Source organism: Pantoea graminicola (genome assembly GCF_048452665.1).
Taxonomy (GTDB): Bacteria; Pseudomonadota; Gammaproteobacteria; order Enterobacterales; family Enterobacteriaceae; genus Pantoea.
In genome coordinates this window covers 310,915-323,335 of record NZ_JBLWSJ010000002.1, presented here as the reverse complement: position 1 = coordinate 323,335, position 12,421 = coordinate 310,915, and the positions used below count along the sequence as shown (strand labels likewise).

Sequence of the window (12,421 nt, the reverse complement as noted above, 5' to 3'; positions counted from 1 at the left end):
AAAGTTTCACAATACGCGCCTGATTACAGGGCCCGCTGGCAAAGGCTTGCGGGCGCAACACCAGCCGGAGAAGAGTACGATGAGCACCTTAAGTCAGGAAGCTGCCCTGGTCCATGAAGCGCTGCTGGCGCGAGGACTGGAAACGCCGTTACGTGCACCGACGCGCGACATTGATGACGAAACGCGTAAGAGCCTGATTGCCGGGCACATGACGGAGATCATGCAGCTGCTGAATCTGGATCTGGAAGATGACAGCCTGATGGAAACGCCACACCGCATCGCCAAAATGTATGTGGATGAGGTCTTTTCCGGTCTCGACTACGCCAACTTCCCGAAAATCACCGTTATCGAAAATAAGATGAAGGTTGATGAGATGGTGACCGTGCGCGACATCACCCTGACCAGCACCTGTGAACACCATTTTGTGATCATCGACGGTAAAGCCACCGTCGCCTATATCCCGAAAGATAAGGTGATTGGCCTGTCGAAAATCAACCGCATCGTCCAGTTCTTTGCCCAGCGTCCGCAGGTGCAGGAGCGTCTGACGCAGCAGGTTCTGGTCGCGCTGCAGACGCTGCTGGGCACCAATAATGTCGCCGTCTCCATTGATGCGGTGCATTACTGTGTGAAAGCGCGTGGCGTGAAAGATGCCACCAGCGCCACCACCACGACCTCCCTGGGCGGTCTGTTTAAGTCCAGTCAGAATACCCGCCAGGAATTTTTGCGCGCGGTGCGCCATAGTTGAATTTACGGCGGGCGCATAACGTAGCCCGCCTCATTGGGGCAGGGTGCCGCATGCAACGCTATCACGCGCTGGATTTCATTCGTGGCTGTGCCATTCTCGGCATTCTGCTGCTTAATATCGTCGGCTTTGGCTTGCCCTCGGCCGCCTATCTCAATCCCGCCTGGCAGGGCAGTGTCACCCTGAGCGATGCCTGGACCTGGGCGCTCTCTGACACCTTCGCCCAGCTCAAATTCCTCACCCTGTTTGCCCTGCTGTTTGGCGCGGGTCTGCAGCTGCAGCTGCCGCGTGGCAGCCGCTGGCTGACGGCCAGGCTCTCACTGCTGGTGATAATCGGTTTCCTGCATGCGGTTTTTTTGTGGGAGGGCGATATCCTGCTGGATTACGGTGTGATCGGGCTGGTGGTCTGGCGGGTGTTGCGCGACGTTCCATCCACCCGCAGTCTGATGAATACCGGTATTCTGCTCTATCTGGTGGGCTGTGGCGTGCTGCTGGTGTTCGGGTCGATCTCCGACCCCGAACCGACCCGTTCCTGGCTGCCAGGCGCTGCCGATCTGCAATATGAACAGTACTGGAAACTCACCGGCGGGTGGGAAGCCGTACAGAACCGGCTGGACCATCTCTCTTCCGGGCTGATGGCGCTGGCGGCGCAGTATGGCTGGCAGCTGGCGGGCCTGATGATGATCGGCGGCGCACTATTACGCAGCGGCTGGCTGACCGGTCAGTTTTCCGCGCAGCACTATCGCCAGGCGGCGGCACGACTGCTGACGCCCGGATTCGCCATCGCGGTTGCCGGGGTGGCCGCGCAGTGGCTGTTACACTGGGAGTTTCGCTGGAGCGGCTTCTATCTGCAGACGCCGCGCGATCTCGCCAGTCCGCTCATCAGCCTAGGCTATGCCGCGCTCTGTCTGGCTTACTGGCCGCAGATAGCGCGCTGGCGTATCAGCCATGCCATCCAGTGTGTTGGCCGCATGGCGCTGACCAACTATCTGTTACAGTCACTTATCTGCACCACGCTTTTTTATCGCTTTAACCTCTATATGCACTTTACCCGGCTGGAACTGGTCATGATGGTGCCACTGATATGGCTCATCAATATCCTGTTTTCACTCATCTGGTTACATTTCTTCGCTCAGGGTCCGCTGGAGTGGCTGTGGCGGCGGCTTACGCTGTTCTCCGCCGGTAAATCGCGCCTCACCGATCGCGCAGGATAATGACCGCCATCACAAAGGTTACAGAATTGTATGTAACCGTTTTCATTGATGTGACGCAATTCACGCTGCACATTGCCTGCCCCTGACAAAATAGCGCCGGTGTACAACCCGGCGTGATGCCCTCTTTTTCCTTTCTGGAACTGCTGCATGATAACAATCCGTGATGTTGCCCGTCAGGCTGGCGTATCCGTAGCGACCGTGTCGCGCGTGCTTAATCAGAGCAACGCCGTGACCTCTGACACCCGCGACGCCGTGTTACAGGCAGTCGAAGCGCTGGGCTATCGTCCCAATGCCAACGCCCAGGCGCTGGCCACGCAGGTCAGCGACACAATCGGGGTGGTGGTAATGGATGTTTCCGATCCCTTCTTCGGGGCGCTGGTGAAAGCGGTAGATACCGTGGCGCAGCGCGTCCATAAGCATGTGTTAATCAGCAACTCCTGGCATCAGGAAGAGAAAGAGCGCCATGCGATCGAAGTGCTGATTCGGCAGCGCTGCAGCGCCCTGGTGGTCCATGCCAAGACCCTGCCGGACGCGGAGCTGGCGGAGTTTATGCAGCATGTGCCGGGCATGGTCGTCATCAATCGCATCGTCCCCGGCTTTGAACATCGCAGCGTCAGCCTTGATAACGTTACCGGGGCACTGATGGCCTCACGCACTCTGTTACAGCAGGGACATAGCCGCATCGGTTATCTCTGCTCCAGCCATCCTATCGAGGATGTGGCACAGCGTCGCGAGGGCTGGCTGCAGGCGATGGCAGAGCAGGGCATCCGGCCTCAGGAGAGCTGGATCGCCAGCGCGGAGCCGGATATGCAGGGGGGTGAAGCCGCGATGGTGGAGCTGCTGGGACGAAATCTGAATCTCACTGCCGTGTTTGCCTACAACGACGGCATGGCGGCGGGCGCGCTCACTGCGCTGAAAGATAACGGCATTCAGGTGCCACAGCATTTTTCTGTCATTGGCTTTGATGACATTCCTATCTCACGTTACACCGATCCGCAGTTAACCACCGTCCGCTATCCCATTATTTCTATGGCAAAAATCGCCACTGAGCTGGCGTTACAGGGCGCGGCTGGCGTGCTTGATGACACCGCAACACACATCTTTATGCCGACCCTGGTGCGGCGTCATTCGGTGGCGCTGCGGCAAAATGTGGAGTCCGTCACTAATTCAGGCGATTCAGGCATGTAACCGTTTTCAATCTGTGATTACATTCACAGTTAATTAACATTGCCCTCACTATGATGGCAGCGTCTTACCGGACTGAAACATTATGTAACGCCAGTGTAACGGCATCAGTTGTGGTCTCAGTAGCCGGTTATCGGGTTTACACCCGCCTCAGGGAAGCATTCTGGCACAGGGAAGTCAGGTTTGAGATGGCGTTCAAAGGCTTAACGCCCTTATTACGTTAGCCAGCGCGCCCGTCTGTTTTACCGATTGGTCTGCCGCCTGGTTGCGCGGCAGCGCTAAAAAGACCCTGCATAATAAAACCGGAGATACCATGAATAAGAAGGTTTTCACGCTTACCGCCCTGGTCGCCAGCATGATGTTTGGCGCAACCGCTCACGCAGCTGATACCCGCATCGGGGTAACCATTTACAAATATGATGACAACTTCATGTCAATGGTGCGCAAAGATATCGAGAAAGAAGCGAAAACCATCGGTGGCGTGCAGTTGCTGATGAATGACTCGCAGAATGACCAGTCTAAACAGAACGACCAGATTGACGTGCTGATGGCTAAAGGCGTGAAAGCACTGGCGATTAACCTGGTTGACCCGGCCGCTGCTGCGGTGGTGGTGGATAAAGCGCGTGCCAACGACGTGCCGGTTGTCTTCTTCAACAAAGAGCCGAATGCCAAAGTGCTGGCCGGTTACGACAAAGCCTATTACGTGGGTACTGACTCTAAAGAGTCCGGCATTATCCAGGGCAAGCTGATTGAGAAGCACTGGAAAGCGACGCCAGCCTGGGATCTGAACAAAGATGGCACCATCCAGTTTGTGTTGCTGAAAGGCGAGCCAGGCCACCCGGATGCGGAAGCCCGTACCAAATATGTGATCGACACCCTGAACAAAGATGGCCTGAAAACGCAGCAGTTAGCGATGGATACGGCGATGTGGGACACCGCGCAGGCTAAAGATAAGATGGATGCGTGGCTCTCTGGCCCGAACGCGAAGAAAATCGAAGTGGTGATTGCTAACAACGACGCCATGGCGATGGGTGCGGTTGAAGCGCTGAAAGCGCATAACATGTCCTCTATTCCTGTCTTCGGCGTCGATGCCCTGCCAGAAGCCCTGGCGCTGGTGAAATCCGGTGCGCTGGCCGGTACCGTGCTTAACGATGCTGAAAACCAGGCGAAAGCGACGCTGGATATTGCCAACAACCTGGCAAACGGCAAAGCCGCTACTGACGGAACCAACTTCAAGATGGTTGATAAGATCGTCCGCGTTCCTTACGTGCCGGTTGATAAAGAAAACCTGTCTCAGTTCCAGAAATAAGATCGATTACGGGCGCGACCGCTGTCGCGCCTTTTTTATGTCACCACCGTTTTTTAGCCAGGTAAATTATGGCCAGTGATAATACGACCGCGCAGCGAGAATATCTGCTGGAAATGACGAATGTCTCTAAATCATTTCCCGGTGTTAAAGCGTTAGATAATGTGAATTTAAAAGTGCGGCCTCACTCTGTTCATGCATTAATGGGCGAGAACGGTGCCGGGAAATCCACCTTATTAAAATGCCTGTTTGGTATTTATAAAAAAGATACCGGCAGTATTCTGTTCCAGGGTAATGAGATCGATTATAAAAGTTCCAAAGAGGCGCTGGAAAATGGCGTGTCAATGGTGCATCAGGAATTAAACCTGGTTCTGCAGCGTACGGTCATGGACAACATGTGGCTGGGACGTTATCCGCGCAAAGGATTCTTTGTTGATCAGGATAAAATGTACCAGGATACCAAAGCGATTTTTGACGAGCTGGATATCGATATCGATCCGCGCGACAAAGTGGCCAATCTGTCTGTCTCACAGATGCAGATGATTGAAATCGCCAAAGCGTTCTCCTATGACGCGAAAATTGTGATTATGGATGAGCCGACCTCCTCGTTAACCGAGAAAGAGGTTAATCATCTGTTCACGATTATCCGTAAGCTGAAAGATCGCGGCTGTGGCATTGTTTATATTTCGCACAAGATGGAAGAGATTTTCCAGCTGTGTGATGAGATCACGATTCTGCGCGATGGTCAGTGGATCGCCACTCAGCCGCTGGAAGGGCTGGATATGGATAAGATCATCGCCATGATGGTCGGCCGTTCACTGAATCAGCGTTTCCCTGATCGTACCAACGTGCCGGGTGAAACGATTCTTGAGGTGCGTAATCTCACCTCTCTGCGTCAGCCTTCGATTCGCGACATCTCATTTGATCTGCGTAAAGGGGAGATCCTCGGCATTGCCGGGCTGGTGGGCGCCAAACGTACCGATATCGTCGAAACGCTGTTTGGCATTCGCGAAAAGTCGGGCGGCACCATAAAACTCCATGGCAAACCGATTAATAACCACAGCGCCAATGAAGCCATTAACCACGGCTTTGCGCTGGTGACGGAAGAGCGCCGTTCGACCGGTATTTATGCTTACCTCGACATTGGATTTAACTCGCTTATTTCCAATATCAAAAAATATAAAAACAGTATGGGGCTGCTGGATAATAAACGCATGAAGAGTGATACCCAGTGGGTGATAGATTCAATGCGGGTAAAAACGCCAGGCCACCATACCCAGATTGGTTCGCTTTCGGGCGGTAACCAGCAAAAAGTGATTATTGGCCGCTGGTTATTGACCCAGCCTGAAATCCTGATGCTTGATGAACCTACCCGCGGTATTGACGTGGGGGCAAAATTCGAAATTTACCAGTTGATTGCTGAGCTGGCGAAAAAAGAGAAGGGCATCATTATTATCTCATCCGAAATGCCGGAGCTGTTAGGCATTACCGACCGTATTCTGGTAATGAGTAACGGACTGGTGGCAGGCATAGTTGATACCAAAACGACCACGCAGAACGAAATATTGCGTTTAGCGTCATTACACCTTTAATGAAGCAAGGGCTGTTAACATGAAAGCGACTACAAAAAAGAATGCGCTAACCTGGTTAAAAGAGGGCGGCATTTATGTCGTTCTGCTGGTATTGCTGGCTATTATTATTTTCCAGGATCCTTCATTCTTAAGTTTAATGAACCTGAGTAATATCCTGACTCAGTCGTCGGTGCGTATTATTATTGCACTGGGTGTGGCAGGGCTGATCGTGACCCAGGGTACGGACCTGTCAGCCGGTCGTCAGGTAGGTCTGGCGGCGGTGGTTGCGGCAACGCTGTTGCAGGCGATGGATAACGCCAACAAGGTCTTCCCGACGCTGGATACGGTGCCAATCCCTCTGGTTATCCTGACCGTGTGCATCATCGGCGGGGTGATTGGTCTGGTCAACGGTGTGATTATCGCGTACCTGAAGGTCACGCCATTTATCACCACGCTGGGCACCATGATCATCGTTTATGGTATCAACTCTCTCTATTACGACTTTGTGGGTGCATCACCGATTGCGGGTTTTGATGCCGGGTTCTCTAAATTCACCCAGGGCTTCCTGCGTTTCGGTGATTTTAAACTCTCCTTCATCACCTTCTATGCCGTGATTGCCATTGTTTTCGTCTGGGTGCTGTGGAACAAAACCCGCTTTGGCAAAAACATTTTTGCTATCGGCGGTAACCCGGAAGCGGCGAAAGTGTCAGGTGTGAACGTGCCGTTGAACCTGATCATGATCTATGCGCTGTCAGGTGTGTTCTATGCCTTTGGCGGGATGCTGGAAGCGGGTCGTATCGGTTCGGCGACTAACAACCTCGGCTTTATGTATGAGCTGGATGCGATTGCTGCCTGCGTGGTCGGCGGCGTCTCCTTCGCCGGTGGTGTGGGAAGCGTGGCGGGTGTGGTTACCGGTGTGTTGATCTTCACCGTAATCAACTACGGTCTTACCTATATCGGCGTTAACCCTTACTGGCAGTACATTATCAAAGGCGGCATCATCATTTTCGCCGTGGCGCTGGATTCACTGAAGTATTCGCGCAAGAAGTAAGGCTGATCGAACAACAGGAAAGCGACCTTCGGGTCGCTTTTTTTATGGGTCAGATAGGGGGGTAATGCTGTGAGATGGCGTAAGCGAGTGGAACAGCAGGGCTTCAGAAGATGCTAAGCAAGTCCGTGAGGCGCCCGGTCCGCTCGTTTCAGGCGGAGTGCTGTGCGGTGACGCTGTCAGACGGGGCAGGCGCAGGGAACAGGGTCAGATCGGAAAGACGCTAAACCTGTCATCCGTGACACGCTCGGCCCGCGTCGTCACTGACGCGGGACGCTTTCCTCTTCTGAACCTGTTCCCTGCGCGCTGAGCTTATTGATTGCGGTGAGAACTACCGGGCTCTGCGCATCAGCGCCGGAACTGCTTTTGTGTCGCTATTTGCGCAGCTTCTGCTCGAGTTCCAGCAGCTGCTCCGGCGTCACTGCCGGATAACTTTGCGTATCTTCGGGCACATCGCGCACGGCAGGAATTGGCACCAGCGGACCCAGGAAGCGGGGCTCGCGTTTCAGCAGGAAAAGATCCGCCAGCGCACCCAGCCGGGCACCGACCTCACGGAAGCGTACGCTAAGCATATTTTTTGGCGATGGCACGGCGTAGCACTGCGCCTGAATACCGAGTTGCAGGGCAATAAACAGGGCCCGCTCACAGTGGAAGCGCTGCGTAATAATAATGAAGTCGTTGGTGTCGAATACCTTGCGGGTGCGCACTATCGAATCGAGCGTGCGGAAACCAGCGTAATCGAGCACGATATCGGCCGGATCGACCCCTGCCTTGATTAAATCGCGGCGCATGGTCATTGGCTCGTTGTAGCTCTGCTGCGCGTTATCGCCGCTCAACAGCAGATAGTTTATTCTGCCGCTGTTATAGGCGTTCAGCGCACCCTGTATGCGGTAAAGATAATACTGATTGATGACGCCGGTCCGATAATATTTCGCCGTTCCCAGCACCACGCCAACCTGACGATGAGGCAAAGAGGCGACATTCTCGTAGATAAAGGGCGCAGTTTTCCAGCTGATCCAGCGATCAAGGCCGAGCGCCGTCGCCATCATCAGTAAGATGATGAAAAGCAGACCAATGAGAACGCGTTTCAGCATGCGCCTGGAGACTCGATGTCAGAATTTTGAGATGGGACAAGGCTACTTGAGCTGTCGCAGCGAAGCAAGTTAGCGGCGGCTGGCTGTGCTCTTTTTGAACACTGCCGGATCGAAAAGCGATCCGGCAGTCTGAAGATTAAATCGACGTACGGCGATAATGACGATACTGCGGCAGCCAGAAGTTATTGGCGATAGCCTGCGACAAGACATCTTCAGAAGTTACGACGGCAACGCCGGCCAGCTGCGCGGCTTTACCCACTTCCATCGCAATAATCTTCGAAACGCCCTGAATATCTTTGATCTCCGGCAGAACCGGACCTTCACCTTCGTTCACCAGTGGCGAGCAGTCGGCGAGCGCACGGCTGGCGGTCATCAGCATGGTGTCAGTCACGCGGCTGGCACCCGATGCGATCACGCCCAGACCAATACCCGGGAAGATATAGGAGTTGTTGCACTGCGCAATCGGGTAGGTTTTACCATTCCAGCTCACCGGTGAGAACGGGCTGCCAGTGGCAACCAGTGCAGCACCGTCGGTCCAGGCAATGATATCGGCAGGTGTGGCTTCCACGCGTGATGTCGGGTTCGACAACGGCATCACGATAGGGCGGCTACAGTGCTTGTGCATCTCGCGGATAATCTCTTCGGTGAACAGGCCCGGCTGGCCGGAGACGCCAATCAGGATATCCGGTCTGGCATTGCGCACCACATCCAGCAGTGAGATAGAGTCGTTGGTGACATCCCAGTCCTGCAGGCTTTCGCTCTTCTGCACCAGCTTGCTCTGGAAATCGAGCAGGTTCGGCAGTTTGTCCGTGAGCAGACCAAAGCGATCCACCATAAGAACGCGGCTGCGTGCTTCATCATCACTCAGACCTTCAGACTTCATCTGCGCGATGATCTGTTCCGCGATGCCACAACCGGCGGAACCGGCTCCCAGGAACACCACTTTCTGCTCACACAGGCGGCTTCCGGCGGCGCGACTGGCGGCGATCAGCGTTCCCACGGTCACGGCGGCGGTGCCCTGAATGTCATCGTTGAAGCAGCAGACTTCATCGCGATAGCGGTTCAGCAGCGGCATGGCGTTCTTCTGGGCAAAATCTTCAAACTGCAGCAGCACTTTCGGCCAGCGGCGTTTCACGGCCTGGATAAACTCGTTCACGAACGCGTCATACTCTTCGCCAGTGATGCGCGGATGACGCCATCCCATATAGAGCGGATCGTTCAGCAGCTGCTGGTTATTGGTGCCGACATCCAGCACCACCGGCAGGGTGTACGCCGGGCTGATGCCGCCACAGGCGGTATAGAGCGAGAGCTTACCGATCGGGATACCCATGCCGCCGATGCCCTGGTCGCCGAGGCCCAGGATACGCTCACCGTCGGTGACCACAATCACCTTCACATTCTGTTTGGTGGCGTTCTGCAGCATGTCTTCGATGCGGTCGCGGTTAGGGTAGGAGATGAAAACCCCACGCGCACGGCGGTAGATTTCAGAGAAGTGTTCACAGGCAGCGCCGACGGTCGGCGTGTAGATAATCGGCATCATCTCTTCGAGATGGTTATCCAGCAGGCGGTAGAACAGCGTTTCGTTGGTGTCCTGAATGTTTCGCAGGTAGACATGCTTATCGTTATTGTTTTTGAAGTCCTGGAACTGACGCCAGGCGCGCTTCGCCTGCTCTTCGATCGACTCCACCGCTTCTGGCAGCAGACCGTTGAGGTTAAATTCGTTACGTTCTTCGAGGGTAAAGGCGCTGCCTTTGTTCAGAAGGGGAAATTCCAGCAAAATCGGGCCAGCATAAGGGATATACAGCGGGCGTTTACTTTCGTATTCGAGTTCCATGCAGTGATGCTCCGGTTGCAGTGTTGTCTGGCGTCACGCCGGACAGGTAGCGCCAGTTTTTTTACTTCTCATAGTTCAGACTGCAGGCCCGGCAACGGCAGCGTGCCGCTGCCGAAAAATTCACGACCGTGCTGCCATCCCGCAACCTGAATTATTCAGAGTAATTTGTAATGACGTGAATTCTGGCGCCAGATCCTATGAAATTTCCCACAGAAATACAGCGTTTTTTCATAAAAGCTCACAAAAGTGTGGCCGCGCTGGCAGCGGGTTATGCTTTGTGCAGCGTCACCTGTAGCAGCTCACGGCAACCAAATGTCTCAAGCGTCGCCTGTGTGGCGGCGAACTGGCTTAACGTGGCATTTTCTGCTTCCGCCAGTACCGCTTTTTTTATCTGATGCACATCGCCACCCTGCATATTCAGCAGGACCAGCGCCGCCTGAAGCGGGGGAAAGCTCGGGTTAAACGCCGCGTTTTCGGCATAGCGACCGGCGACGATCGTGCCGTTTTCAGTCAGGAGCGCCACGCCTGCGTGTGACTGACTGTAAGGCGCGTGGCTGGTATTGGCTGCGGCCACCGCCGCCTGCACCAGCTCGTCGCCTGCGGCTTTATAACCATGATCCACCTCATCCATCAGGAAGGTGGTGATATCGAGATCACGCGGGCCAAACGCATCCGGCAGATAGTCGGCCAGCGTACTGACCGCACGTTGCGGCAGGCTGATCCGAATGGTGGTGCCGCTGTTCAGCTCGTTCATGAACTGACGGCAGTGGCCACACGGCGTGTAATTCACGGTGATGGTTTCTATCTGGCGTTCACCCCGCAGCCATGCGTGCGTAATGGCGCTCTGCTCGGCGTGCACCGTCTGCTGCATAGGGGTGCCGACAAACTCCATATTGGCCCCGAAGTACCAGTTGCCGCTCACGCCACGGGCGATCGCGCCGACGTTGAAATGGGAGACCGTGGCAACCGCACAGGCGGCCGCCAGCGGCAGCAGCGCCAGCGCCAGGGCATCGGCTTCCATCCGGGTCTGTTGCTGCAGCAGGGCGACCTGGTCGGCGCTGAGCACCGCCTGAAAATCGGGATCGTTCAGCAGGGGAGCGAGTGCGGTCTGCAGCGTTGACGGCAATGCCTCAAACGCAGAGAGGAAACGGGATTGCATGTGAGCCTCATTAAAGTCAGCAGGGCGATATGCCGGTCAACGGTTTATATGTGATCTACATCGCTCTGACAATGTAACCTGCGTTGCATGTTTCAACTTTGCGAGATCTCTCGCAAACTTTCAGCTTAAGCTGTGCAGCAACAGCGGGAAAATAAACGGTGCCAGAAGTGAGGTGATAATCCCGCAGATCACCAGCGCCAGCGAGCTGAAGGCCCCTTCCTGAAAGTCCAGTTCGGCGGCGCGCGCCGTGCCGAGCGCATGCGAGGCGTTGCCGATTGCCAGTCCTCGTGCTGCTTTCGATTTCACGCCGAGCAGATTCAGCACCATATGTCCGAAGACTGCGCCCAGCACACCGGCGATCAGCACGCAGATCGCACTGATGGCGGGAATGCCATGCAGCGATCCAGAGACGGCCATCGCGATAGGCGTGGTCACTGATTTGGGGACAATCGTGGCGGCAATTTCGGGCGTCGCGCCGAGCCACAGGGCAATGGCGGTGCCGGAGGTCATGGCGGTGAGGCTGCCGATAAAGCAGACGCCGATAATGGATTTCCAGCGGGCACGAATCTGGTGCATCTGCTCATACAGCGGCAGCGCCAGCGCCACCACGGCGGGCTGCAGGAGCTGATTGAGAATCTGGCTGCCCGCGAAATAGCGCGAATAGGGCAGATGCAGCAGCAGCAGGATCGGAATAATAATCGCCATCGCCACCAGCAGCGGGTTAAGCAGCGAAATTTTCAGCCAGATTGCCAGCCTGCGCGCCAGGAAAAAGGCGGCCAGCGTCAGCGGCAGCGACCACCATATTTCACTCATCGTCGGCGTCTCCTGCCGGGCGGCGGCTGTGCAGATGCTGGGCGCTGACACCCACAATCGAGAGCACCAGAAACGTGCTGACGACACAGGAGATGACGATAGGCCCGAACTGGGCGCTCAGAATATCGGTGTAGCTCATCACCCCGACGCTGATTGGCACAAACAGCAGCGCCATATAGCGAATCAGCAGATGGCAGCCCGGTTTAACCCAGTTTACCGGCAGGATCTGTGAGGCCAGCAGTGCGAACAGGATCAGCATGCCCAGAATACTGCCGGGCAGTTTAATCGGCAGCAGGGCGGCGAGGCCGATGCCGGCGTACAGGCAGAGATAGATAATGATAAAGGCGCGAAGATATCGGCCGCAGACAGAGAGTAGGGTGCGCATGGCAGGCTCCTGTTTTTACTGCGTATCATCATACGCATTAACCGCTTAGCGTGCTAGCGATCACATTTAC

11 protein-coding genes are annotated in these 12,421 nt (G+C 55.3%); 6 read left to right on the top strand and 5 right to left on the bottom strand.

What is annotated here, in order from left to right; genetic code table 11:
* Positions 1 to 79: 79 nt before the first annotated feature.
* The 6 genes from folE (at position 80) to mglC (ending at position 7,069) form a co-directional block, all read left to right on the top strand.
* Positions 80 to 745, top strand: coding sequence for a GTP cyclohydrolase I FolE (gene folE / locus ACNY69_RS05550; protein WP_111138762.1), 666 nt, complete (start codon positions 80 to 82; stop codon positions 743 to 745).
* A gap of 50 nt (positions 746 to 795) precedes the next feature.
* Positions 796 to 1,956: a DUF418 domain-containing protein YeiB gene (gene yeiB / locus ACNY69_RS05545; RefSeq protein ID WP_111138763.1), complete on the top strand. Its 1,161-nt coding sequence runs from the start codon at positions 796 to 798 to the stop codon at positions 1,954 to 1,956.
* A gap of 147 nt (positions 1,957 to 2,103) precedes the next feature.
* Entirely contained in the window at positions 2,104 to 3,144 is a 1,041-nt protein-coding gene (gene galS, locus ACNY69_RS05540) for an HTH-type transcriptional regulator GalS (protein ID WP_111138764.1), read from the top strand.
* 310 nt (positions 3,145 to 3,454) lie between these two features.
* Positions 3,455 to 4,450, top strand: a complete 996-nt coding sequence (gene mglB, locus ACNY69_RS05535) for a galactose/glucose ABC transporter substrate-binding protein MglB (RefSeq protein WP_111138765.1) — start codon at positions 3,455 to 3,457, stop codon at positions 4,448 to 4,450.
* Positions 4,451 to 4,518: 68 nt separating this feature from the next.
* Positions 4,519 to 6,039, top strand: coding sequence for a galactose/methyl galactoside ABC transporter ATP-binding protein MglA (mglA, locus tag ACNY69_RS05530; protein WP_111138766.1), 1,521 nt, complete (start codon positions 4,519 to 4,521; stop codon positions 6,037 to 6,039).
* A 19-nt stretch (positions 6,040 to 6,058) separates the two neighbouring features.
* Positions 6,059 to 7,069, top strand: coding sequence for a galactose/methyl galactoside ABC transporter permease MglC (mglC, locus tag ACNY69_RS05525; RefSeq protein WP_111138767.1), 1,011 nt, complete (start codon positions 6,059 to 6,061; stop codon positions 7,067 to 7,069).
* Positions 7,070 to 7,440: 371 nt separating this feature from the next.
* Here the strand turns inward: mglC and sanA are convergent, their stop codons facing one another.
* The 5 genes from sanA to ACNY69_RS05500 all read right to left on the bottom strand — a co-directional run bounded on the left by sanA (position 7,441) and on the right by ACNY69_RS05500 (position 12,351).
* Positions 7,441 to 8,160, bottom strand: a complete 720-nt coding sequence (sanA, locus tag ACNY69_RS05520; protein WP_111138768.1) for an outer membrane permeability protein SanA — start codon at positions 8,158 to 8,160, stop codon at positions 7,441 to 7,443.
* A gap of 136 nt (positions 8,161 to 8,296) precedes the next feature.
* Complete coding sequence (locus ACNY69_RS05515) at positions 8,297 to 9,994, bottom strand: NAD-dependent malic enzyme (RefSeq protein WP_111138769.1); 1,698 nt, start codon at positions 9,992 to 9,994, stop codon at positions 8,297 to 8,299.
* Between the two features lie 268 nt (positions 9,995 to 10,262).
* Positions 10,263 to 11,153, bottom strand: coding sequence for a cytidine deaminase (gene cdd / locus ACNY69_RS05510; RefSeq protein WP_111138770.1), 891 nt, complete (start codon positions 11,151 to 11,153; stop codon positions 10,263 to 10,265).
* A gap of 120 nt (positions 11,154 to 11,273) precedes the next feature.
* Positions 11,274 to 11,966, bottom strand: a complete 693-nt coding sequence (locus ACNY69_RS05505) for a CidB/LrgB family autolysis modulator (protein ID WP_111138771.1) — start codon at positions 11,964 to 11,966, stop codon at positions 11,274 to 11,276.
* The gene (locus ACNY69_RS05500; protein WP_111138772.1) at positions 11,959 to 12,351 is read right to left on the bottom strand and encodes a CidA/LrgA family protein; all 393 of its coding nucleotides are present in this window, start codon (positions 12,349 to 12,351) and stop codon (positions 11,959 to 11,961) included. The genes ACNY69_RS05505 and ACNY69_RS05500 overlap by 8 nt, the downstream gene beginning before the upstream one ends.
* Positions 12,352 to 12,421: the final 70 nt, after the last annotated feature.

What these genes read in the sequence shown, in the direction of transcription:
- folE (WP_111138762.1), top strand. Translation starts at nt 80, where the DNA reads ATGAGCACCTTAAGTCAGGAAGCTGCCCTGGTCCATGAAGCGCTGCTG.
- yeiB (WP_111138763.1), top strand. Translation starts at nt 796, where the DNA reads ATGCAACGCTATCACGCGCTGGATTTCATTCGTGGCTGTGCCATTCTC.
- galS (WP_111138764.1), top strand. Translation starts at nt 2,104, where the DNA reads ATGATAACAATCCGTGATGTTGCCCGTCAGGCTGGCGTATCCGTAGCG.
- mglB (WP_111138765.1), top strand. Translation starts at nt 3,455, where the DNA reads ATGAATAAGAAGGTTTTCACGCTTACCGCCCTGGTCGCCAGCATGATG.
- mglA (WP_111138766.1), top strand. Translation starts at nt 4,519, where the DNA reads ATGGCCAGTGATAATACGACCGCGCAGCGAGAATATCTGCTGGAAATG.
- mglC (WP_111138767.1), top strand. Translation starts at nt 6,059, where the DNA reads ATGAAAGCGACTACAAAAAAGAATGCGCTAACCTGGTTAAAAGAGGGC.
- sanA (WP_111138768.1), bottom strand. Translation starts at nt 8,160, where the DNA reads ATGCTGAAACGCGTTCTCATTGGTCTGCTTTTCATCATCTTACTGATG.
- ACNY69_RS05515 (WP_111138769.1), bottom strand. Translation starts at nt 9,994, where the DNA reads ATGGAACTCGAATACGAAAGTAAACGCCCGCTGTATATCCCTTATGCT.
- cdd (WP_111138770.1), bottom strand. Translation starts at nt 11,153, where the DNA reads ATGCAATCCCGTTTCCTCTCTGCGTTTGAGGCATTGCCGTCAACGCTG.
- ACNY69_RS05505 (WP_111138771.1), bottom strand. Translation starts at nt 11,966, where the DNA reads ATGAGTGAAATATGGTGGTCGCTGCCGCTGACGCTGGCCGCCTTTTTC.
- ACNY69_RS05500 (WP_111138772.1), bottom strand. Translation starts at nt 12,351, where the DNA reads ATGCGCACCCTACTCTCTGTCTGCGGCCGATATCTTCGCGCCTTTATC.